This is a genomic window from Enterobacter sp. CPE_E1241 (genome assembly GCF_045618265.1).
Lineage (GTDB): Bacteria > Pseudomonadota > Gammaproteobacteria > Enterobacterales > Enterobacteriaceae > Enterobacter > Enterobacter adelaidei.
Window position 1 is genome coordinate 31173 of the sequence record NZ_JBIWYV010000001.1, and the last position, 21147, is coordinate 52319.

22 protein-coding genes are annotated in these 21147 nt (G+C 55.4%); 13 read left to right on the forward strand and 9 right to left on the reverse strand.

Features of this window, described 5'->3' with window-relative positions:
- The first annotated feature begins 33 nt into the window (after positions 1-33).
- Positions 34-381, forward strand: a complete 348-nt coding sequence (locus ACJ9Y9_RS00165) for a YidH family protein (protein ID WP_028017795.1) — start codon at positions 34-36, stop codon at positions 379-381.
- The gene (locus tag ACJ9Y9_RS00170; RefSeq protein WP_028017796.1) at positions 371-718 is read left to right on the forward strand and encodes a DUF202 domain-containing protein; all 348 of its coding nucleotides are present in this window, start codon (positions 371-373) and stop codon (positions 716-718) included. Before ACJ9Y9_RS00165 ends, ACJ9Y9_RS00170 begins: the two co-directional genes overlap by 11 nt.
- On the opposite strand, the gene dsdA is transcribed toward ACJ9Y9_RS00170, so the two are convergent.
- Together dsdA and dsdX are read right to left on the reverse strand one after the other, a co-directional pair.
- Complete coding sequence (dsdA, locus tag ACJ9Y9_RS00175) at positions 702-1991, reverse strand: D-serine ammonia-lyase (protein ID WP_028017797.1); 1290 nt, start codon at positions 1989-1991, stop codon at positions 702-704. The genes ACJ9Y9_RS00170 and dsdA overlap by 17 nt on opposite strands.
- Positions 1992-2008: 17 nt before the next feature.
- Positions 2009-3346, reverse strand: coding sequence for a D-serine transporter DsdX (gene dsdX, locus ACJ9Y9_RS00180; RefSeq protein ID WP_028017798.1), 1338 nt, complete (start codon positions 3344-3346; stop codon positions 2009-2011).
- A 204-nt stretch (positions 3347-3550) separates the two neighbouring features.
- On the opposite strand from dsdX, the gene dsdC reads away from it, so the two are divergent.
- Positions 3551-4477, forward strand: coding sequence for a DNA-binding transcriptional regulator DsdC (gene dsdC, locus ACJ9Y9_RS00185; protein ID WP_407226042.1), 927 nt, complete (start codon positions 3551-3553; stop codon positions 4475-4477).
- Between the two features lie 84 nt (positions 4478-4561).
- Positions 4562-5650, forward strand: coding sequence for a cellulase family glycosylhydrolase (locus ACJ9Y9_RS00190; protein WP_028017800.1), 1089 nt, complete (start codon positions 4562-4564; stop codon positions 5648-5650).
- Here ACJ9Y9_RS00190 and emrD read toward each other — a convergent pair.
- The 4 genes from emrD to tisB form a co-directional block, all read right to left on the reverse strand.
- Positions 5553-6737, reverse strand: coding sequence for a multidrug efflux MFS transporter EmrD (gene emrD, locus ACJ9Y9_RS00195; RefSeq protein WP_028017801.1), 1185 nt, complete (start codon positions 6735-6737; stop codon positions 5553-5555). The two genes, ACJ9Y9_RS00190 and emrD, sit on opposite strands and share 98 nt — an antisense overlap.
- A 175-nt stretch (positions 6738-6912) precedes the next feature.
- The gene (locus tag ACJ9Y9_RS00200; protein WP_028017802.1) at positions 6913-7746 is read right to left on the reverse strand and encodes an EamA family transporter; all 834 of its coding nucleotides are present in this window, start codon (positions 7744-7746) and stop codon (positions 6913-6915) included.
- Positions 7747-7808: 62 nt separating this feature from the next.
- Positions 7809-8255 (reverse strand): GNAT family N-acetyltransferase, encoded by a 447-nt coding sequence (locus ACJ9Y9_RS00205; RefSeq protein ID WP_407226043.1) that lies wholly within the window; start codon positions 8253-8255, stop codon positions 7809-7811.
- 64 nt (positions 8256-8319) lie between these two features.
- Positions 8320-8409 (reverse strand): type I toxin-antitoxin system toxin TisB, encoded by a 90-nt coding sequence (gene tisB / locus ACJ9Y9_RS00210; protein WP_020684667.1) that lies wholly within the window; start codon positions 8407-8409, stop codon positions 8320-8322.
- 520 nt (positions 8410-8929) lie between these two features.
- On the opposite strand from tisB, the gene ivbL reads away from it, so the two are divergent.
- The 7 genes from ivbL (at position 8930) to uhpT (ending at position 16130) form a co-directional block, all read left to right on the forward strand.
- Positions 8930-9028 (forward strand): ilvB operon leader peptide IvbL, encoded by a 99-nt coding sequence (ivbL, locus tag ACJ9Y9_RS00215; RefSeq protein ID WP_057979964.1) that lies wholly within the window; start codon positions 8930-8932, stop codon positions 9026-9028.
- Between the two features lie 106 nt (positions 9029-9134).
- Complete coding sequence (gene ilvB, locus ACJ9Y9_RS00220) at positions 9135-10823, forward strand: acetolactate synthase large subunit (RefSeq protein ID WP_028017803.1); 1689 nt, start codon at positions 9135-9137, stop codon at positions 10821-10823.
- Between the two features lie 3 nt (positions 10824-10826).
- On the forward strand, positions 10827-11114 hold the full coding sequence (gene ilvN, locus ACJ9Y9_RS00225; protein ID WP_010426528.1) for an acetolactate synthase small subunit: 288 nt from the start codon (positions 10827-10829) through the stop codon (positions 11112-11114).
- A 77-nt stretch (positions 11115-11191) separates the two neighbouring features.
- Positions 11192-11785: a transcriptional regulator UhpA gene (gene uhpA, locus ACJ9Y9_RS00230; protein WP_028017804.1), complete on the forward strand. Its 594-nt coding sequence runs from the start codon at positions 11192-11194 to the stop codon at positions 11783-11785.
- Positions 11782-13287 (forward strand): signal transduction histidine-protein kinase/phosphatase UhpB, encoded by a 1506-nt coding sequence (uhpB, locus tag ACJ9Y9_RS00235; protein ID WP_028017805.1) that lies wholly within the window; start codon positions 11782-11784, stop codon positions 13285-13287. Before uhpA ends, uhpB begins: the two co-directional genes overlap by 4 nt.
- Entirely contained in the window at positions 13280-14590 is a 1311-nt protein-coding gene (locus tag ACJ9Y9_RS00240) for an MFS transporter (protein WP_028017806.1), read from the forward strand. Before uhpB ends, ACJ9Y9_RS00240 begins: the two co-directional genes overlap by 8 nt.
- A gap of 142 nt (positions 14591-14732) precedes the next feature.
- Positions 14733-16130 carry a hexose-6-phosphate:phosphate antiporter gene (gene uhpT / locus ACJ9Y9_RS00245; RefSeq protein WP_028017807.1) on the forward strand — a complete coding sequence of 466 codons (1398 nt, stop codon included), beginning with the start codon at positions 14733-14735 and terminating at the stop codon, positions 16128-16130.
- 61 nt (positions 16131-16191) lie between these two features.
- On the opposite strand, the gene ACJ9Y9_RS00250 is transcribed toward uhpT, so the two are convergent.
- Positions 16192-16992, reverse strand: coding sequence for an MBL fold metallo-hydrolase (locus ACJ9Y9_RS00250; RefSeq protein WP_028017808.1), 801 nt, complete (start codon positions 16990-16992; stop codon positions 16192-16194).
- Positions 16993-17189: 197 nt separating this feature from the next.
- Here ACJ9Y9_RS00250 and ACJ9Y9_RS00255 point away from each other — a divergent pair, with 197 nt between their 5' ends.
- A complete protein-coding gene (locus ACJ9Y9_RS00255; RefSeq protein WP_028017809.1) occupies positions 17190-17642 on the forward strand; it encodes a DUF1198 domain-containing protein in 453 nt (150 codons plus the stop codon).
- Here ACJ9Y9_RS00255 and ACJ9Y9_RS00260 read toward each other — a convergent pair.
- The gene (locus ACJ9Y9_RS00260; RefSeq protein WP_028017810.1) at positions 17639-18559 is read right to left on the reverse strand and encodes a LysR family transcriptional regulator; all 921 of its coding nucleotides are present in this window, start codon (positions 18557-18559) and stop codon (positions 17639-17641) included. The two genes, ACJ9Y9_RS00255 and ACJ9Y9_RS00260, sit on opposite strands and share 4 nt — an antisense overlap.
- 247 nt (positions 18560-18806) lie before the next feature.
- Between ACJ9Y9_RS00260 and ACJ9Y9_RS00265 the strand changes: the two genes are divergently transcribed.
- Positions 18807-20027: an MFS transporter gene (locus tag ACJ9Y9_RS00265; protein WP_028017811.1), complete on the forward strand. Its 1221-nt coding sequence runs from the start codon at positions 18807-18809 to the stop codon at positions 20025-20027.
- 97 nt (positions 20028-20124) lie between these two features.
- On the opposite strand, the gene ACJ9Y9_RS00270 is transcribed toward ACJ9Y9_RS00265, so the two are convergent.
- Positions 20125-21123, reverse strand: coding sequence for an aldo/keto reductase (locus ACJ9Y9_RS00270; RefSeq protein WP_028017812.1), 999 nt, complete (start codon positions 21121-21123; stop codon positions 20125-20127).
- Between the last annotated feature and the right edge of the window lie 24 nt (positions 21124-21147).

Consider the following 21147-nt stretch of genomic DNA (forward strand, 5'->3'; position numbering starts at 1 on the left):
TGAAGCCTGTCTCTGGCACGACAAGGAACCTTCATGAAAATTTCCCGCCTCGGCGAAGCGCCGGACTACCGCTTCTCTCTGGCCAATGAACGCACATTTCTGGCGTGGATCCGCACAGCGCTGGGCTTTCTTGCCGCAGGGGTGGGTCTCGATCAGCTCGCGCCTGATTTTGCCACACCGTTGATTCGCGAAGTGCTGGCGTTGCTGCTGTGCCTGTTCGCGGGTGTACTGGCGATTTACGGTTACCTGCGCTGGTTGCGTAATGAGAAGGCGATGCGTCTGAAGCAGGATCTGCCCTATACGCGCGGGTTACTCATCATCAGTACAATCCTGCTGACGGTGGCGGGGGTGATTATGGTGCTGGTGTTCTATGGCGGATAGCCGCAAAGCGCGACGCGAAGCGGACCCCGGCCTGCAGCCGGAGCGGACGTCACTCGCCTGGCTGCGCACGCTGCTGGGGTATGGCGCGCTGATTGCCCTGGCGATTAAGCACAACTGGCACCGTACAGGGGTGCCATTTTGGATCTCACTGGTTGTGCTGGCATTGGTGGCACTCATTTTATGGCGCTATACCCGCAGCCGTAACCTGATGGATGTGTCGCAGGACGATTTTGTACAGCCGAAGGCGGTGCGGGATAAATTCCTGATCGCCCTGGCTGTACTGTCCCTGTCACTGCTGTTTGCGGTAACCCACCTACAGGCTATTTTTTCCCTTTAGCCAGATATTTCGCCATCTCGTCTTCCGGTACCATTCCGCCGCCGGTCGCCCAGACCAGGTGGGTGACGTTCGCACCGGCATCCACGCGCACCGGCCCGGCCATGCCTGCCAGCGCCGACGGTTCCAGGCGGATCCCTTCCTCCTGCGCCAGCCAGCCGAGCATGTCGTACATGCTCTGATCGGAAAGCGTATAGAACCCGTCAAGCAGGCGTTCCATCGCGCGGCCCACGAAGCCGGACGCCCGTCCTACGGCCAGACCGTCCGCCGCCGTCACGTTATCAATGCCCAGATCCTGCACCGCGATTTCATCGTGCAGGCCGGTGTAGACGCCCAGCAGCATGCACGGCGAATGCGTTGGCTCCGCGAAGAAGCAATGAACGTTATCGCCAAAAGCCAGCTTCAGGCCAAACGCCACACCGCCAGGACCGCCGCCGACGCCGCATGGCAGGTAAACATACAGCGGATGTTCTGCATCCACTACGCGTCCCTGGGCAGCAAACTGTGCCTTCAGGCGCTCACCTGCCACCGCATAGCCCAGGAACAGGGTGCGGGAGTTTTCATCGTCAATGAAGAAGCAGTTCGGATCGCTTTCTGCCGCTTTGCGCCCCTGTTCCACCGCCACGCCGTAATCCTGCTCATACTCCACGACGATCACGCCGTGGCTGCGCAGTTTGGCTTTCTTCCACTCGCGGGCGTCGGCGGACATATGTACCGTCACCTTAAAGCCGATGCGTGCGCTCATAATGCCGATGGACATCCCCAGGTTGCCGGTTGAGCCTACCGCAATGCTGTACTGACTGAAGAAGTCCTTAAAGCGCGGCTCCAGCAGGATGCTGTAGTCGTCTTCAATGCTCAGCAATCCGGCTTCCAGCGCCAGTTTTTCGGCGTGGGTCAGTACTTCATAGATGCCGCCACGCGCTTTGATGGAGCCAGAGATCGGCAGATGGCTGTCTTTTTTCAGCAGCAGGGTGCCAGGAATGTTTGTAGCAAATTCCTTCTCCAGCCGTTTTTGCATTGCCGGAATGGCAACCAGTTCAGATTCGATGATGCCATTGGTCGCCGCCGTTTCCGGGAATGCTTTCGCCAGATACGGCGCGAAGCGGTTGAGGCGAGCATGCGCGTCGTCCACGTCGGCTTTGGTTAGCCCGACGTAAGGCAATCCTTCTGCCAGCGTGGTGGTACGCGGGTTAAGCCAGGTGGTTTCTTTCAGGGCAATCAGATCCTCAACCAGAGGAAACTGTGCGGTTAAAGTAGTGATAGTTGCGTTTTCCATAATACGTCTCTTCGCGCTCAGATAATGAAGGAAAGCAGGAATGTGCCGGCAAGTGCAAGCACCGAGGCGATAAACGTCGCCGTCGTATAGTATTTGAAGGTCTCATTCAGGGTCGCGCCGCAGTACTGCTTCACCAGCCAGAAGAGAGAATCGGTGACGATCGTGCAGCCAATGGCGCCGGAACCGATGGCAATAGTAATGATCTCCGGGCTCACGTTCGGATAGAGCGGCAGCATCGGTGCAACAATCGCGGTGGCGCCCATCATCGCCACCGTAGCCGAACCCACGGCGGCATGCAGAACCAGCGCCACCAGCCAGGCGAGCAGGATTGGGTGCATGTGCAGGTTCGAGAGAATATGCGCCAGCGTATCCGCCAGCCCGCTGGTTTTCAGGATGGCGTTAAACGCCCCGCCTGCGCCGATAATCAGCAAAATGTTGGCGATAGAGCCAAAGCCGTGCTCAGTATGGGTCAGCATTGCGCCCATGCTCATATGCTGGCGGCTCCCCAGCAGGTAGTAGGCGACAAACACGGCGATAAACATCGCGGTGATCGGGTTGCCGATAAACTCCAGCAGCGTATACAGCGTGCCGTCTTTCGCCATATTTAACTCAGCGATGGTTTTCACCAGCATCAGGGCAATCGGCAGCAGCACCGTGAACAGTGTTGCACCCAGCGATGGCAGCGTATGCTCCTCCCGAACTTTCAGGTCTGAAAATTCCGCCGGAACCGGTTTAAACGGCAGACGGTTGCCGAGCAGTTTCAGGAACAGCGGGCCGCCGACCAGTGAGGCCATCAGGCCCACCAGCAGACCGTAGACGATAACCGTTCCGACATCTGCGCCTAATTTATTGGTGACAAACAGCGCCGCAGGATGGGGAGGCACCACGCAGTGCACCGCCATCAATGCGGTACAGAGCGGAATGGCCAGCTTAAGCAGCGACGTGTGGGTCTTTTTGGCGATGGAAAACGCCAGCGGTATCAGCAGCACCACGCCCACTTCCACGAACAGCGTGATACCGCAGATCAGGCCCACCAGCACCATAATCACGTCTGCTGACAGCCAGCGGCAGCGCTGCAGTGCGATCCCGATGCGCTCTGCCGCGCCGGAGACTTCCATCATCTTGCCGAGAATGGTGCCCAGACCAATCACCGCCGCCAGGAAGCCCAGCGTGCCGCCAATCCCGCTCTCAATGGCGTTCACCATATCCAGCGGGCTCATCCCCATCATCGCGCCGACGAAAAAACTCGCCAGCAGCAGCGCGAGGAACGGGTGAAACTTCAGTTTTACGATGGTTAAAACAATCAACACGATGCTGACAAGCAGCGTTGCCACAACCCAGACCTGAGATCCCATATCTCACCTCACCCTTATGTCATCTACGGGTATTGGACGAAAAAACGGCTTGGGCTGACAAACGATATAAATTGGCTTTCAGATGAGCCAGATTGGATTAACTGAGTGACTAAACTCTAAAAAGCGCACTAAATTCGTATTAGGTTCACATAAATTCATCTTTGAACGATATGCTGAACATGAAAATAAGGCGTGGGAATTGTGATGAACGATGTGAATGAAGCCCGAAACCGGCTGTTAAACGGCTGGCAGCTGTCGAAAATGTACACCTTTGAGGTGGCTGCCCGGCACGAGTCCTTCGCGCTGGCTGCGGAAGAGTTGTCGCTCAGCCCCAGCGCGGTGAGTCACCGCATCAACCTGCTGGAAGAGGAGCTGGGCATTCAGCTGTTTGTCCGCTCGCACCGTAAAGTCGAGCTGACGCAGGAGGGAAAACGCGTTTACTGGACGCTAAAATCTTCACTCGACACCCTGAACCAGGAGATCCTGGATATCAAAAACCAGGCGCTGTCCGGTACGCTGACGGTCTACTCCCGACCGTCGATTGCCCAGTGCTGGCTGGTCCCCATGCTGGGGGATTTTACCCGTCTCTACCCGTCTATTTCTCTCACCATCCTGACCGGCAACGATTACGTCAATATGCAGCGAACGGGCGTCGATCTGGCGCTGTATTTTGACGATACGCCGCCAAACCACCTTTCTCATCACTTCCTGATGGACGAAGAGATTTTGCCCGTCTGCTCACCGCAGTATGCCCGCGAGCATGAACTGCTGAAAAACCCCGATAACCTCAGCCACTGCACGCTGCTGCACGACCGTCAGGCCTGGAGCAATGATTCCGGTACGGATGAGTGGCTTAGCTGGGCGCAGCACTTTGCGATGAATATGCCGCCATCGTCGGGCATTGGTTTCGATCGTTCCGATTTAGCGATTATCGCGGCCATTAACCACGTCGGCGTCGCGATGGGCAGAAAGCGGCTGGTGCAGAAACGGCTGGAACGAGGCGAGCTGATTGCCCCGTTTGGCGAAAAGACCCTGAAATGTCATCAGCACTACTATATTTCGACGCTTTCTGGCCGTCAGTGGCCGAAAATTGACGCCTTTATCGGCTGGCTGAGAGAACTGGCAGGTTGAAGAATTATTACGCTTTCGCTCTACACCAAATGTGAAAAAGCGTGCTAAATACAGGTAATGCTTTCGATTTATCCAGGGTAAACCGTGTTAAAGCTTTTTATTGCCTCTGCATTACTGATCTCTTCCGGCTGGGCGATTGCCGCTGAGCCGCCGCTGACGGCCGCCCTTTATGCGCAGCATCTGGGTGTCGGGATGGATGTGGACTGGGCGCGCACCGAGCGCGGCATACGTGAATTCGACCCGCTGGTGGTACGCGATTTTCGAGCAAAAGGCATTACCCACGTGCGCATCCGCGTCGCCGATGAGCCGACGGAAGCGCGGCTGATCCACCTGCGCAAGCTGGTGGAAGCCTGCGAGCAGTATGGCGTGATCCCGATAGTCGCGTATCAGGCAGATGAATATAAAAACGACCCGAAAGCCGATAACGAGAAAGAGACGGTCAACTGGTGGATTGCCGTGGCGCACTATTTCGGTCAGAGCTACCCTCTGCTGGGTTTTGACCTCATCTATGAGCCGGCCGACAAGCTCAACCACAACCTTGCATCGTTAAACCGCGTCTATGAAAAGACCATTAAAGCGATCCACGACATTGACCCGCAGCGCATGATCTTCATTGCGCCGCGCCTGCGTGCCGCGCCGGAGGATTTATCCAGCCTGAAGCTGCCCGCGCACAGCCAGAACTACCTGCTGGCGGAGTGGCATATTTTCCCGTGGGGGCCGCTGAAGAATGGCGGCAAATACCCGTGGACGTCCGGCACGGCGGCAGAGAAAGCGGCTATCCGTAACCGCATCAATGCCGCGCTGCACTGGCAGCAAAAAACCGGGCACGTTAGCTGGGTCGGGGGTTGGGGCGTTGGGGAATCAAGCCGTTTCACCCCAACCGCTTCGCAAATGGCCTTTGCCACCTTTATGGCCTGCGAGCTGCAAAAGGCGAAAATCCCGTATGCGCTTAACGCGGATTTCCAGTTTTACGACGGGGAGGAGGGCGCCTGGAGGCCTGCGCCAGAGCCGTTATTGCAGGCGATGATCGCCCCTGTCTGTGAAAAGCCCAGCGAAAAGCCGGGCCATCATGCGGTTAAACAGGCTGCTCGTGATGCGGGACACGCGACGCCAGCGGCAGCCAGCACAGTAAAATCAGCAGCCCCATCAGCGTCATCAGCAGGCCCAGACTAGCCTGCCCGGTCTGCGGCATCATGGCGGAGAGCCAGGCCAGCGCACCGGAACCGATATTCTGCAAACCGCCCACCAGCGCCCCCGCAGTGCCTGCCAGGAACGGGAACGGCTCCATCGCGCCGCTGGTGGCGAGAGGGAACAACATCCCCGCACCGAAGAAGAACAGTGCCGCCGGGATCAGCAACGTCCAGACGGTCATCACGCCGAACAGCCCCGGAACCCACATCATTACGCCTGCCAGCAGGCAGCTAATGACCGATTGCCACATCAACGTCGAGAAACGTTTGTTGGGACGTCCGGCAAACCAGGCGCCGAAGAACGCCGCAGGAATAGGCAGAATAAACAGAATACTGACCACCATGCTGCTCAGGCCAAGCCCTGCGCCCAGGAGTACACCGGAGCAGGCTTCGAACACCGCAATACCCGCCAGGCCACCGATCAGCATCAACAGGTAACAGGTGAACGCCCCGTTGCCGAATAGCGTTTTATAGCTGGCGATAAGCTTCGTACGCGGTGCGTCTTGCGGGCGCGTTTCCGGCATCCAGCGCGCCATGCTAAAAGTGACGATCATGCACAGCACCAGCAGGAAAGCGTAACAGGCCCGCCAGGACCACATGGTATCCAGCAGGCCACCAATCAGCGGGGCCAGCAGCGGGCTGACCAGAATCCCCATGTTCAACAAACTGTTGGCATGGCGCAGTTGAGTGCCCTGATACATATCCCGCGGTAAGGTACGCGCCATCACCCCGCCAACGCCGGTGCCGACACCCTGCAGGGCGCTGGCGGCAATCAACACGGTCAGGTTGTGGGTGGTCATCGCGATCGTCGTGGCGACCATGAAAATAGACATACCGACTAAAATCACCGGGCGGCGGCCGATACGGTCAGAGAGCGGCCCATAGAACAACTGCGAAACGCCATAGGTCAGCAGGTAGGCTGCCATCACGCTTTGTACTGCACCCTCACGGACGTTAAGTTCCTTTGCCATGTCGGCAATCGCCGGAATGTAGATGGTTTGTGCCATCTGACCGACGGCCACCAGTAACACCAGCATCAACAATAAGTTAACGTTCCTTTGTTTTTTCATGTCGCTGAATACTTTTGCCAAAAGAGAAAAATGAAGAATAAGTGACTGCGCATTCCCATAAATGCGCGAGGAATCTACCACAGAGAGATGACAATTTAAGCATTGTCGTGGTGAATGAAAAAACCGGTAAAGGCAGGATTTGTAAACAAGATCGGCAACTAATGTTGCCAGTGGATTACGCCAGGCGTAGCAAGATAGCCCCGCCGGCAATACCCAGCGCAGCAGCGATGCGCAGGCCGGCAACCTTCTCTTTCAAAAGCACAAAAGCAATTAACGCACCGAAGAGAATTGAGGTTTCACGTAGCGCGGCGACAACCGCAAGCGGAGCCTGAGTCATCGCCCATAATGCCAGGCCATACGATCCCATCGTCCCGATGCCGCCGAGCAGCCCTTTTTTCCAGTGCAGACCCAGGTAACGAGAGGCTTCGCGTCGTCGCGCGACCATCGCCCAGCACAGCAGACAGAAGCCGTTCATAAAGAAGGTCCAGAGCGTATAACCCAGTGCGGTGTCGGATAAACGTACGCCCGTGCCGTCCACCAGCGTATACCCGGCGATAAAACAGGCGTTGAGTAGCGCCAGCCATATCCCTTTGCGCGACCGCATACGGCCATTCATCGCCATGGCCAGAATCGACAGGCAGATCACGCCGGTACCGGACCATGCGAGCCATGAGAGGCTATCCCCGAGAACCAGCACGCTGATCAGCGCCACCAGCAACGGGGCTGTCCCGCGCATCAATGGATAGGTCTGGCTCATGTCTGAGACCTGATACGTCTTCGCCACCAGTACGGTATACACCACCTGTAAGGCACAGGAGACAATCAAAAACGGCCAGCTTTCTGCAGAAGGCTGTGGGGAAAACGGCAGTAAGACCAGAGCGATAACCGTGGCGGAGCCGCTGACGCTAATCGCGGAATAGAGCTTGTCCGTTCCGGCTTTGACGATGGCGTTCCAGCTGGCATGCAGCAGTGCGGCGAAGAGCAAAATGCAGAAAACGGTGATGGTCATGGCGTATTGGCTGATGAATTGTCACTCAACTGTAACATTCACACCCTGATGCTGCCAGCCGGTTACACCGCACAAAAAAGGCGGTGCGTCACCCGTGGTTCGTCCGAGACCAGCGTAAAACCCGCCCGGCGATAGAACCCGTAAGCGGTGTCAGGCGTGTGGGTATTGAGAAAATCAAACCAGATGCTGGCATCGGCCATCACCACGGTCAAAAGCTGTTTGCCAATGCCCAGCCCACGGCATTTCTCGCTGACATAGAGGTGGCGAATGCGCCCGGCACGCGGCTGCTGGCTGAAGGGATCGCGGTTGAGGCCGCACACGCCTACCAGTTTGCCGTTGAGAAACGCCCCCAGCAGCTTTTCACCCGGCGCGTTAAAGCGGTTCTCACCCCGCAGCCAGTTCTCTTCCAGCCTGCGCAGCATGTTGAAATTCAGTGCGATACTTTCCGCCTTCAGGGCGATGTAGCCCGGCTCATCCGGGGTGACGGGCTCAATTAACAGACGCGACATAGCATTCCCTCGTTATTAAAGAGGGGCGGTTGCCCGCCCCTCTCAGGTGCGACTTGAACCTGAATCACCGAAGGTATTTCAGGACAGCATCAAGCAGTTGCAGTACAGCAACAATGAGTTTGAGGATAAGTATCACCATATCCACTACGCTCATACGCGTCTCCTTTTGGTAAAAAGGAGCACGATGCTGGCGTACCTTTCCGCCGCCTGTTGCCAGCACCTGGATTGACGTAACACAGTGTGCTCACTTCGGGGGTTAAGGCACTGACGGCACCACCCGTTTCAGCCAGGACTTTGTTGCGCCGGTAGAACAGCAGCCCCCTCGCTCACTGCGAACACCCTCAGTATAGATAAATACTGTATGTATGAACAGTATTTTATGGACAAAATTAGGAAGACGATCCATACTCAAAAACGTCAAAATCCGTGCCGGAATTGCGCGTTCTCCTGCGATCGCGTATAGTTTTTGCGTTGACGTAACACAGTGTGTTCTGCGGCGACCAACCGCAAACCCTGATAAAAACCTCGCTTAGGCGGGGTTTTTTGTTTTCATCACCCAACAAACGAAACGTGATCCCTGACGCATTTTTGCGCAGATGAAAATATTTCCATTGTCATGCCAGAAAACCTGTGTTTGTATAAATTCCATCAATGATTCCAAACACAGGTCCCCAATGACTTCATCCATCTTCACTTCGACCCTACTAAAAACTGCGCAACCAGCCGCAGTGGTCGTCGTGCGTGTGGTGGTGGTCGTCGGCAATGCGCCGTAGGGACTGGATCAACACACGAATCCAAAACCCCGCCGGCGCAAACCGGGCGGGGTTTTTCGTTTAAGAGCCTCCCCGGAAAGTCGGCCCAGAAGAAAAGGACTGGAGCATGGCAAGTTCGGGCACAACATCCACCAAGACGCGTTTTACTGGCGCGCAGTTAATCGTTCATTTACTGGAACGACAGGGCATCACCACGGTTGCGGGTATCCCTGGCGGGACGGTACTGCCGTTGTATGATGCGTTAAGCCAAAGCACGCAGATCCGCCACGTACTGGCGCGTCACGAGCAGGGGGCGGGATTTATCGCCCAGGGCATGGCGCGTACGCAGGGCAAACCGGCGGTCTGTATGGCCTGTAGCGGCCCCGGGGCGACCAACCTGGTGACCGCCATTGCCGATGCGCGTCTCGACTCCATCCCGCTGATCTGCATTACCGGTCAGGTACCATCCTCAATGATTGGTACTGATGCGTTCCAGGAAGTGGATACCTACGGCATCTCTATCCCCATCACCAAACATAACTATTTAGTTCGCGATATCGCCGAGCTTCCTCAGGTTATCAGCGATGCGTTCCGCATTGCGCAGTCCGGCCGTCCAGGCCCGGTGTGGATAGACATTCCTAAGGATGTCCAGACCGCAGAGATCGAGATCGACGTACTGCCTGAGCCGGGCGGCCGTGCCCCTGCCCCGGAATTCAGCGCTGAAAGCGTACGTGACGCCGCAGCCATGATTAACGCCGCCAAACGCCCGGTGCTCTATCTGGGCGGCGGGGCGATTAATGCCTCTGACGCGGTGCGTGAGCTGGCAGAGAAAGCCAACCTGCCCACCACTATGACGCTGATGGCGCTTGGTATGCTCCCGAAAGCGCACCCGCTGTCACTGGGGATGCTGGGGATGCACGGTGCGCGCAGCACCAACTACATTCTGCAAGAGGCTGATTTGCTGATTGTTCTCGGCGCACGTTTTGATGACCGGGCGATTGGTAAAACCGAGCAGTTCTGTCCGAATGCCAAAATCATTCACGTGGATATCGATCGCGCCGAGCTGGGTAAAATTAAACAGCCGCACGTCGCGATTCAGGGTGACGTTGCCGAGGTACTGGCACAGCTGATCCCGCAAACTGAGGCGACCGGGCGTGAAGAGTGGCGTCAGCTGGTAGCCGACCTGCAACAGGAATTCCCTGGTGCAATCCCAACGGAAGGTGACCCACTCAGCCACTACGGGCTGATTAACGCCGTGGCTGCCTGCGTGGACGACAGCGCGATCATCACCACCGACGTAGGACAGCATCAGATGTGGACCGCGCAGGCCTACCCGCTGAACCGTCCGCGCCAGTGGCTGACCTCTGGCGGCCTCGGGACCATGGGCTTTGGCCTGCCTGCGGCAGTAGGCGCGGCGCTGGCGAATCCGGACCGCAAGGTTATCTGTTTCTCCGGCGACGGCAGCCTGATGATGAACATTCAGGAAATGGCGACCGCGGCCGAAAACCAGTTAGACGTCAAAATCATCCTGATGAACAACGAAGCGCTGGGGCTGGTGCATCAGCAGCAGAGCCTGTTCTATAAGCAGGGCGTGTTTGCCGCGACCTATCCCGGTATGATCAACTTTATGCAGATTGCCGCCGGCTTTGGCCTGCATACCTGCGATTTGAACGCTGAAGAGGATGCCCACGCGGCATTGCAGGAAGCGATTTCACGCCCGGGCCCGGCGCTGATCCACGTGCGTATCGACCCTGAACAAAAAGTGTATCCGATGGTGCCGCCGGGTGCGGCAAATACTGAGATGGTGGGGGAATAAGCCATGCAGAAACAACATGATAACGTCATTCTGGAACTCACCGTCCGCAACCACCCTGGCGTCATGACGCACGTCTGTGGGCTATTCGCCCGTCGCGCGTTTAACGTTGAAGGCATTCTCTGTCTGCCGATTCAGGGCAGCGAGCACAGCCGCATCTGGCTGCTGGTCAACGACGATCAGCGCCTGGAACAGATGATGGCGCAGATCGATAAGCTGGAAGATGTCACCAAAGTGGCGCGCAACCAGTCCGATCCTACCATGTTTAATAAAATTGCGGTGTTCTTCGAATAAATCGCTCATTGCTTGAACACCCACGCGCTTATCGTTAAGGTAAGCGCGTTTTTTTATCTGCTCGCCAGGAACGCGCCATGACGACCATCGCTCTTATCGACGACCACCTTATCGTCCGCTCCGGATTTGCTCAGCTTTTGAACCTTGAACCTGATTTTCAGGTCGTCGCAGAGTTCGGCTCCGGGCGCGAGGCGCTGGCGGGTTTACCCGGACGTGGCGTGCAGGTCTGTATTTGTGACATCTCAATGCCGGATCTCTCCGGGCTGGAACTGCTGAGTCAGTTACCGAAGGGAATGGCGATCATTATGCTTTCGGTCCATGACAGCCCGGCGCTGGTGGAGCAGGCGCTCAATGCGGGGGCGCGCGGGTTCCTTTCAAAACGCTGTAGCCCGGACGAACTGATCGCCGCCGTGCGCACCGTCTCCACCGGCGGCTGCTACCTGACGCCGGATATCGCCATCAAGCTGGCCGCCGGGCGACAAGATCCGCTGACCAAACGCGAGCGGCAGGTGGCGGAGAAGCTCGCTCAGGGGATGTCGGTGAAAGAGATTGCCGCTGAGCTGGATCTGTCGCCGAAAACGGTTCACGTTCACCGCGCCAACCTGATGGAAAAACTCAACGTCAGCAACGACGTCGAGCTGGCGCGCCGCATGTTTGATAGCTGGCAATGAGCCCCGTGCTTTCGCGGCTGATCGCCGTCGTCGCCAGCTTTTTTATCTTCTCTGCCGCCTGGTTTTGCCTGTGGAGCATCAGCCTGCATCTGGTGGAGCGCCCGGAACTGGCAGTACTGCTGTTCCCATTCGGCCTGCGTCTGGGGTTAATGCTGCAGTGCCCGCGTGGCTACTGGCCCGTTTTGCTGGGCGCAGAATGGCTGATGCTGGTCTGGCTGGCACAAGAAGTGGCGCTGGCGCATCTGCCCTTATTGATGACCGGAAGCCTGCTCACGCTTCTCCCTGTTGCCCTTATTTCCCGCTACCGCCACCAGCGCGACTGGCGCACGCTGTTGCGTCAGGGGGCGGCGCTGATTGCCGCCGCGCTGCTGCAATCTCTCCCGTGGGTCGGCGAGAAAGAGATGCTCAACGCTCTGCTACTGACCCTTACCGGCGGCCTGACGCTCGCGCCAACCTGTCTGGTGATCTGGCATTACCTCACCAGTACCGTCTGGCAGCCGCTGGGCCCCGCGCTGGTTTCTCAGCCGGTGAACTGGCGCGCACGGCACCTCATCTGGTATCTGCTGTTGTTCGTGGTGAGCCTGTGGTTGCAGCTTGGTCTGCCCGCTGAGCTCTCGCGCTTTACGCCGTTTTGCCTGGCCCTGCCGATTATTGCGCTTGCCTGGCATTACGGCTGGCAAGGGGCGCTTATCGCCACCCTGATGAACGCTATTGCGCTGATTGCCAGCCAGACCTGGCACGATCATCCGGTAGATTTATTGCTCTCGTTGCTGGCGCAAAGTCTGACCGGGCTGCTGCTCGGGGCGGGCATTCAACGGCTGCGTGAACTGAATCAGTCGTTGCAAACCGAGCTGGCGCGCAACCGTCGTCTGGCGGAACGCCTGCTGGAAACCGAAGAGAGCGTACGGCAGGAGGTCGCGCGCGAACTGCACGACGACATCGGCCAGACCATTACCGCCATTCGCACGCAGGCGGGTATTGTTCAGCGTCTGGCGGCGGAAAACGCCGGTGTGAAGCAGGGCGGAGCGCATATCGAACAGCTCTCGCTGGGTGTGTATGACTCGGTAAGGCGTTTGCTCGGAAGGTTACGTCCACGCCAGCTGGATGATTTGTCTCTGGAGCAGGCGGTGCGATCGCTCATGCGCGAGATGGAGTTGGAAAGTCGCGGGATTGTCAGCCATCTCGACTGGCGGATTGAAGAGTCGCTGCTGAGTGAAGGCCAGCGTGTGACGCTGTTTCGGGTGTGTCAGGAAGGGCTGAATAATATTGTGAAGCACGCCAATGCCAGCGCGGTAACGTTGCAGGCCTGGCAGCAGGACGAGCGTCTGATGCTGGTAATTGAAGATGACGGCTGCGGCCTGCCGCCGGGCTCCGGCCAGCAGGGATTTGGTCTGGCGGGGATGCGCGAGCGCGTGAAGGCGCTGGGCGGCACGCTGAATATCTCCTGCACCCACGGAACGCGCGTCAGCGTCAGTTTGCCGCTGAGGAGTTACCATGTTTAAAGCCCCGGCTAATGCCACCCCGATCGGCGATAAAAATGAAATTGACGCCCGCTATCGTTACTGGCGTCGCCATATCCTGATCACCATCTGGCTCGGCTATGCTCTGTTCTACTTCACCCGCAAAAGCTTCAACGCCGCCGCACCGGAGATCCTCGCCAGCGGCGTGATGGCCCGCACCGATATCGGCCTGCTGGCGACGCTGTTTTACATCACCTATGGCCTGTCGAAGTTCTTCTCGGGTATCGTCAGCGACCGCTCCAACGCCCGCTATTTTATGGGCTTCGGGCTGATTGCCACGGGAGTGGTGAATATCCTGTTTGGTTTTTCCACCTCGCTGTGGGCTTTTGCGCTGCTGTGGGCGCTGAACGCCTTTTTCCAGGGCTGGGGCGCGCCGGTTTGTGCCCGATTACTTACCACCTGGTACTCGCGCAACGAGCGTGGCGGCTGGTGGGCAGTCTGGAACACCGCGCATAACGTGGGTGGTGCGCTGATCCCCATCGTCGTCGGCGCAGCGGCGCTGCATTACGGCTGGCGTGCAGGCATGATGATTGCGGGCGGGTTAGCGATTATCGCCGGGTTGTTCCTCTGCTGGCGTTTGCGCGACAGGCCGCAGACCGTAGGACTTCCCGCGGTGGGTGACTGGCGTCATGATGAGATGGAAATTGCCCAGCAGCAGGAAGGGGCGGGGTTAACCCGTAAAGAAATCCTCACCAAATACGTGCTGAAGAACCCCTATATCTGGCTGCTGTCGCTCTGTTACGTGCTGGTCTACGTGGTGCGCGCGGCGATCAACGACTGGGGTAATTTGTACATGTCCGAGACGCTTGGCGTGGATCTGGTGACGGCCAACTCGGCGGTGACCATGTTTGAACTGGGTGGGTTTATCGGCGCGCTGGTGGCGGGCTGGGGATCGGACAAGCTGTTCAACGGCAACCGTGGCCCGATGAATCTCATTTTTGCTGCCGGGATTTTGCTCTCGGTAGGCTCGCTGTGGCTGATGCCGTTTGCCAGCTACGTGATGCAGGCGGCGTGCTTCTTCACCACCGGTTTCTTTGTGTTTGGTCCGCAGATGCTGATCGGCATGGCGGCGGCGGAGTGCTCGCACAAAGAGGCGGCCGGTGCGGCGACGGGCTTTGTCGGGCTGTTTGCCTACCTTGGCGCATCGCTCTCCGGCTGGCCGCTGGCGCGGGTCATCGACATCTGGCACTGGAGCGGTTTCTTCGCGGTGATCGCCATCGCGGCGGGGGTTTCTGCTCTGCTGCTGTTGCCGTTTTTGCACGCCCAGGTGCCGCGCGAAGCGTGATACGTCTCACCTTTTCGCCCCGAATGGGGCAAAACTAGGAAATATTCCCGGTTTCACCTGGACGCTGTCTCAGGCGTCTCTCCCGGCTGATTTTTACAATGCCTGCCATTCGCAGGTATAAAAATCAGCTCAGGAGCAAACCATGCTGGCCTTCTTAAACCAGGTGCGCAAGCCGACCCTGGATCTGCCGCTCGACGTGCGGCGTAAAATGTGGTTCAAACCGTTCATGCAGTCCTACCTGGTGGTCTTTATTGGCTACCTGACCATGTACCTGATCCGCAAAAACTTTAACATCGCGCAGAACGACATGATCTCCACCTACGGGCTGAGCATGACGCAGCTGGGGATGATTGGCCTGGGCTTCTCCATCACCTACGGCGTGGGTAAAACGCTGGTTTCCTATTACGCTGACGGCAAAAACACCAAGCAGTTCCTGCCGTTTATGCTGATCCTCTCCGCCATCTGTATGCTCGGCTTTAGCGCCAGCATGGGCGCAGGTTCGGTTAGCCTGTTCCTGATGATCGCCTTCTACGCCCTGAGCGGTTTCTTCCAGAGTACCGGCGGGTCGTGCAGCTATTCCACCATCACCAAATGGACGCCGCGCCGCAAGCGTGGTTCGTATCTTGGCATGTGGAACATCTCCCACAACCTCGGTGGTGCGGGGGCGGCAGGCGTGGCGCTGTTCGGTGCCAACTATCTGTTCGACGGCCATGTGATCGGCATGTTTATCTTCCCGTCTATTATCGCCCTGATCGTCGGTTTTATCGGTCTGCGCTTCGGTAGCGATTCCCCGGAATCTTATGGCCTCGGCAAAGCTGAAGAGCTGTTTGGCGAGGAGATCAGCGAGGAGGATAAAGAGACCGAAGAAAACGAGATGACCAAGTGGCAGATCTTTGTTGAGTACGTGCTGAAAAACAAAGTGATCTGGCTGCTCTGCTTCTCGAACATCTTCCTGTACGTGGTGCGTATCGGTATCGACCAGTGGTCAACCGTGTATGCCTTCCAGGAGCTGAAGCTCTCTAAAGAGGTCGCGATTCAGGGCTTTACCCTGTTCGAAGTGGGCGCGCTGGTCGGCACGCTGCTGTGGGGCTGGCTCTCGGATCTCGCCAATGGCCGTCGCGCGCTGGTGGCCTGCATCGCGCTGGCGCTGATTATCGCCACCTTGGGCGTTTACCAGCATGCCAGCAACCAGTATGTGTACCTGGCGTCACTGTTTGCGCTCGGCTTCCTGGTGTTTGGTCCACAGCTGCTGATCGGCGTGGCCGCCGTTGGTTTCGTACCTAAAAAAGCGATCGGCGCTGCCGATGGGATTAAGGGCACCTTCGCCTATCTGATTGGTGATAGCTTCGCCAAGCTCGGTCTGGGGATGATCGCCGACGGCACGCCAATTTTCGGCCTCACCGGCTGGGCTGGCACCTTCGCCGCGCTGGATGCGGCAGCGATCGGCTGTATCGTCCTGATGGCGATGGTCGCGGTGCTGGAAGAACGTAAAATTCGCCGCGAAAACCGCGCGCAGAAGCAGAAATTGAAAGCAGCCTGAGTGTGCAGGTGACTTCTTTGCCCGGCTGACCGCCGGGCTTTTTTATTCACTGAGTTAAGACCTACCCCAAAACAAAAATATCCCCTGTTGACGGGGTGACTGTGCCGGGCAACCACAAATTGCCCCATTTACCCGTACAGTGGCAGCCCATTATTTTGTCCGGTTTTAGGCCGTGTAGAAACTGCCTGACTGCCCAGAGCTTACGAGGTGATGCACTGCGAAGATGGAAACCACCGAAAATTGCATGGATGTGATTGATGCCAGTTATGCTCTGGCAGTGACGTACAATATCCATCAGACCTCGGTGACCGCAGCCGATAAAAATGATCAGTCCAAGGTCAGATTTATAAATCAGAACCCCTTCATCTTTTACATAGTCCGCATTCGCGTTTTTTCTGCCGATAACACCGTATGCGTGCGGTTTGGCGACAGGAATCTCCCCTGACCACATAAAACGCTTTCCAATCTGAAGCGGGGTACTGCTGTATTCCATGCGATAGCGTGAATAATCATTATTCAGCGACAATTTTTTTAGTCTGGCGGTATACCCTAAAAAAGGTATTGCCGAGTAGCGCTCGCAGGCCACGTGGGGATGGCATACGATCCGGCAATTATCCGGTAACCACGGAACGCCGCCGCAATGGTCATAGTGCCCGTGAGAAAGCACCGCTGCGGTCAGGCGGGTCAAATCGATGCCCATTAGACCAGCGTTATACAGGAAGCTATCATCAGGACCGGTATCAAACAGGATGGAATCATTTTCATCCTGTATAAACAGGCTAAGTCCTGCTTTAGCCCGCAGTAAGTTTTTACCGCCGGGGTTAGCCCGATTCTCCAGCAAGACACTGATTGTTATGGACATGTTCGCTCTTTCCCTGAAGTGATTATTTGTTACCGCCAGGCATTGACCATACACCGTGGATATACAATCGTCCCAATAAAAACCAAAGTGGCTTTCCTGCCCTTTTTCCAGTGCTTTTCAGTTCACTATTATGGTTCTGCCCGCTTTTGACGCCGTGTGTTTCCCGCTATGATGAGCGGCTATTCTAAGGAGAACGCATGGTCTGGATAATGCTGGCAACGCTTGCTGTGGTGTTTGTGGTCGGATTTCGGATCCTGACCTCGGATTCCCGACGCGCCATCAAACGCTTAAGCGAACGTCTGGGGATCACCCCGATGCCCGTTGAGTCGATGATCGACCAGTTTGGCAAAACGCCGGGGAATGAGTTTATTCGTTATCTTGAGCGCCCGGACGAGGCGCACCTGCAAAACGCGGCACAAGTGTTGCTGATCTGGCAGGTCTGCATCGTCGATGGTAGCGAAGAGAACCTGCACACCTGGCACCGCATGCTGCGTAAAGCCCGCCTGGCTGCGCCAATCACCGATGCGCAAGTCCGACTCGCGCTCGGCTTTATGCGCGAGATCGAGCCCGATCTGCAGGAACTTAATGCCTTCCAGCTACGCTACAACCAACTTTTCTTGCCGGAAGAGGGCGTGTTTTACCTGCATTAAGCCATTTTGCCGCACAAGATATTCTGCGCGTTCAGAATTTCTTCTCTGTTTTCATTGAGGCGGGTTGCCGCGTAGATATCAATATTTAATCTCTTTGCTTCATCGTCCGTTAGCTCCCGGTAGCATAGCCCCTCCTGATTGAAGGTGCATTTTGACTGCGGTAGCAGCGCAAATCCTTTCCCTCTCGCTATTCGACTCAGCATCACGAGTGAATCGTCCGGCTCTTTTATTCGTTTCAGCGGTGTTTTCAGCGTGTCGAAGTAGTTTTCACATTTGTCGTAAAATGAAGGGTTTGCACTTCTGGAAAACCAGAAAATGGGTAAGTCACTGATATCTTCGAGGGAGACTTTTTCTTTCAGGCTGGCAGGGTGTAAAGAGGGCATGGCGATGAGTAACGGCTCCTGACAGACCCAACGGTACTGAACAATATCTTCATGGCCTGTCCCTTTTTCCCCGGTTAACACCAGATCCAGCATATTTTTTGACAAGCTTTGCAGCAGCTGGGCTGACGTCAGGTCCGGTGTTTCGACATCATCCCCGGCGTTCAGTTTTTGCAGCTGGCTATTCACCGGTTCAATATATTCAAAATTAAGCGTTCGCGTGAGTCCGATACGCAGGTTGGTTTCAGAAGAGAGTGAATTCGATTTTAGTTCACTGATTTCGCGTAGGATTTTCTCAGCTTGTACCACCAGTGCACGTCCCGCTTCAGTGAGGCTGACGTCGTGCGTACTCCGACTGAAAAGCTGGCGCTGCAAAACGGCTTCAAGACATTTTATCTGGCGAGTCAGGGGGGGTTGCGTCATCCGCAGACGTTCAGCAGCCTTGCGGAAGTTCAACTCATGTGCAACAGCGAGAAAGCATTGCAATTGTTTGATACTGGGAAGGTTATTGCTGATTAAATGTTCTGCTGTAGCCATAACGGTGATCCTGAAAAGCGAAAAGGTATTTTCGTCTATTTTCTCGTCTCAGATCTTACACGGTAATGCTTAAAATAAAAACCTAATTCAATAGTAATATAAAAACTATATTACAGATTTAATAATTCCATTTGGACGCTGAGTTGATAAATTCTCCCTGTAATTATTACTCTTTATTACAAGATAAATGTGCCCTTTAAAATTTTTTAGTATTCGCATTATTTAAATAATTATTGAGGTAAGTAATATGGATTCAGAAAAACCTACGCAAAAGATGACCATAAAGTCGTGGCTTGCTTTATTTATTCTGGCAATATCAACGTTCACCATTGTCACCACTGAATTGGCACCTGTAGGGTTATTAACGCCTATCGCCGAAGGTCTTCATTCTTCAGAATCCGCGATTGGCATGACCGTTTCTCTTTATGCATGGGTCGGGGCATTAAGTGCACTGTTTGCCTCTGTGTTTTTGGGGAATGTGGCAAAGAAGCGTCTTTTACTGGTGCTCACCGTCGTTCTTATGATGTCCAATGTCCTGGCCGCTACGGTAGACACTTACAATGTACTGCTCAGTGCACGCGTATTGGGTGCACTTGCGCATGGGGCATTCTGGGCGATGATCGGCGTGACAGCGGTAGCCATCGTTCCTGCAAGATATATCGGGACGGCCACATCAATCGTGTTTGGCGGCGTATCTGCCGCAAGCGTGTTTGGTGTACCGATATCTAACTATATTGGCATTCATTTCGGCTGGAGACAGGCATTCTGGCTGATGGCGACGCTCAGCGTCGTGGCTTTTGTGGGGATTACTGTTCTTGTTCCACAGATCACCAGTAAGAGTGCAATTGGTCTTGATGCGCTGAAAAGCGTGCTGAAATCATCCACGCTATGGAAAATTTACTCTGCCACATTGCTTGCCGTTACCGCCCACTTTGCCGCATTTACCTACATTGAGCCCTGGTTACATACGCAGAGTTTACTCACCGCTGCTTTTATTCCGGCTGTGCTTTTTGTTTACGGTATCGCGGGTCTGGCCGGGAATTTCCTGACCGGGGTATTGATTGATAAATATCTTAAGATGACGGTGGCTTTATCCGTTCTCCTTATCTGTGCAGTGTTGATCACCCTGGGATTGTCAGGTTCTTCGCTCTCTGCCGCATACATTTTGACTGCCATGGTTATCTGGGGTGTAGCGGTGTCAGGCATCTTTGTCGGCTTCCAGACATGGGTATTACGGATGGCGGAAGATAAAACGTTTCCTGCCTCGGCACTCTATGTTTCGATTTTTAATATCGCCATTGGTATCGGCGCGTCAGTGGGTGCCTGGATGGTGTCATCATTCTCGGTCCCTCTTCTGTATATCGTAGCAGGTACAGCCATCGGCCTTTCCGTTCTGCTTGTTGCGATCGTTCCTGCAAGTCTTACTGCTAAACACTCTCACGTTGAGAAATCGTATGAGCCAAATTAATGGCAGCAGGCGGTACAGCGGAGAAATAAAAATATCATGAGTTCTTCAGACATAAAAAAACCGGGTAACCCGGTTTTTTTATTTTTATGATAACGTATCAGGCATTCACCCCTTTCATACCCTCTGCAGAATAGCGATCGCCTTTTATGTCTAGTTGTCGATGAAGAGTGTTCAACGAATCAATATCTGTATTCTCTAGCACAATGTCGGCAGCGCGCGCATTCTCGGTCAGATAATTGAGGTGCTTTGTGCCCGGAATGGGGACCAGCTTATCGTATTGCGCTAACAGCCATGCAAGCGCAATCTGACCTGCGGTACAGCCATATTTTGTCGCCAGCGGAGTAATGATATCGAGCAGCTGGCGATTATGATCGAGACTGGACTGAATAAAACGCTCGTTATTCTTGCGGAAATCACCCTCTGCAAAATCACTGTTGTTCAGGTATTTCCCGGTAAGGAAGCCTCTACCGAGAGGCGAGTAAGGAACCAGGCCGATATCCAACTCTTTCACGACCGGCAGAACGGTATCTTCAATATCACGCGTCCACAGGGAATATTCTGTTTGCAGCGCGGTGACAGGATGTACTTCATGGGCTCGTCGCAGCGTGGAAGCTGAAACTTCACAAAGACCAATATGGTTAATTTTACCTTCTTTAACGAGCGCACTCAGGCAATCCATGCTTTCTTCGATCGGTGTTTCGTTGCTCACTCTGTGAAGGTAAAAGAGATCGATGCGCTCAACGCCAAGGCGCTTAAGGGATTCGTTACAGCAACGGATGATATAGTCGGGTGTGTTATTAATGGAGCGGGCATAGGACTCGTCGGGAGAGCGATCGATACCGCACTTCGTGGCAATTTTAAACTGCTCGCGTGTGCTTTTATCCAGCCCGGCAAGAAAGTGACCGATCAGCCTTTCATTGTGACCGCGGCCATACAGATTTGCGGTATCAATGAAAGTCACGTTCAGTTCAATGAGCTTATGCAACACCTCAAGTGATGCATAGTCATTCGTCTGCCCGTAAAATTCACTCAGCCCCATCGCACCAAAGCCAATAGAACTAACAGTAAGATTTTGAGATAAGTTACGAGTTTTCATAGTTTCTCCTTTTCAGACGCTATG

Excerpts from the sequence above, each read along its gene's own strand:
- ACJ9Y9_RS00165 (WP_028017795.1), top strand. The coding sequence starts at position 34 with ATGAAAATTTCCCGCCTCGGCGAAGCGCCGGACTACCGCTTCTCTCTG.
- ACJ9Y9_RS00170 (WP_028017796.1), top strand. The coding sequence starts at position 371 with ATGGCGGATAGCCGCAAAGCGCGACGCGAAGCGGACCCCGGCCTGCAG.
- dsdA (WP_028017797.1), bottom strand. The coding sequence starts at position 1,991 with ATGGAAAACGCAACTATCACTACTTTAACCGCACAGTTTCCTCTGGTT.
- dsdX (WP_028017798.1), bottom strand. The coding sequence starts at position 3,346 with ATGGGATCTCAGGTCTGGGTTGTGGCAACGCTGCTTGTCAGCATCGTG.
- dsdC (WP_407226042.1), top strand. The coding sequence starts at position 3,551 with ATGAACGATGTGAATGAAGCCCGAAACCGGCTGTTAAACGGCTGGCAG.
- emrD (WP_028017801.1), bottom strand. The coding sequence starts at position 6,737 with ATGAAAAAACAAAGGAACGTTAACTTATTGTTGATGCTGGTGTTACTG.
- ACJ9Y9_RS00200 (WP_028017802.1), bottom strand. The coding sequence starts at position 7,746 with ATGACCATCACCGTTTTCTGCATTTTGCTCTTCGCCGCACTGCTGCAT.
- ACJ9Y9_RS00205 (WP_407226043.1), bottom strand. The coding sequence starts at position 8,255 with ATGTCGCGTCTGTTAATTGAGCCCGTCACCCCGGATGAGCCGGGCTAC.
- tisB (WP_020684667.1), bottom strand. The coding sequence starts at position 8,409 with ATGAGCGTAGTGGATATGGTGATACTTATCCTCAAACTCATTGTTGCT.
- ivbL (WP_057979964.1), top strand. The coding sequence starts at position 8,930 with ATGACTTCATCCATCTTCACTTCGACCCTACTAAAAACTGCGCAACCA.
- ilvB (WP_028017803.1), top strand. The coding sequence starts at position 9,135 with ATGGCAAGTTCGGGCACAACATCCACCAAGACGCGTTTTACTGGCGCG.
- ilvN (WP_010426528.1), top strand. The coding sequence starts at position 10,827 with ATGCAGAAACAACATGATAACGTCATTCTGGAACTCACCGTCCGCAAC.
- uhpA (WP_028017804.1), top strand. The coding sequence starts at position 11,192 with ATGACGACCATCGCTCTTATCGACGACCACCTTATCGTCCGCTCCGGA.
- uhpB (WP_028017805.1), top strand. The coding sequence starts at position 11,782 with ATGAGCCCCGTGCTTTCGCGGCTGATCGCCGTCGTCGCCAGCTTTTTT.
- ACJ9Y9_RS00240 (WP_028017806.1), top strand. The coding sequence starts at position 13,280 with ATGTTTAAAGCCCCGGCTAATGCCACCCCGATCGGCGATAAAAATGAA.
- uhpT (WP_028017807.1), top strand. The coding sequence starts at position 14,733 with ATGCTGGCCTTCTTAAACCAGGTGCGCAAGCCGACCCTGGATCTGCCG.
- ACJ9Y9_RS00250 (WP_028017808.1), bottom strand. The coding sequence starts at position 16,992 with ATGTCCATAACAATCAGTGTCTTGCTGGAGAATCGGGCTAACCCCGGC.
- ACJ9Y9_RS00255 (WP_028017809.1), top strand. The coding sequence starts at position 17,190 with ATGGTCTGGATAATGCTGGCAACGCTTGCTGTGGTGTTTGTGGTCGGA.
- ACJ9Y9_RS00260 (WP_028017810.1), bottom strand. The coding sequence starts at position 18,559 with ATGGCTACAGCAGAACATTTAATCAGCAATAACCTTCCCAGTATCAAA.
- ACJ9Y9_RS00265 (WP_028017811.1), top strand. The coding sequence starts at position 18,807 with ATGGATTCAGAAAAACCTACGCAAAAGATGACCATAAAGTCGTGGCTT.
- ACJ9Y9_RS00270 (WP_028017812.1), bottom strand. The coding sequence starts at position 21,123 with ATGAAAACTCGTAACTTATCTCAAAATCTTACTGTTAGTTCTATTGGC.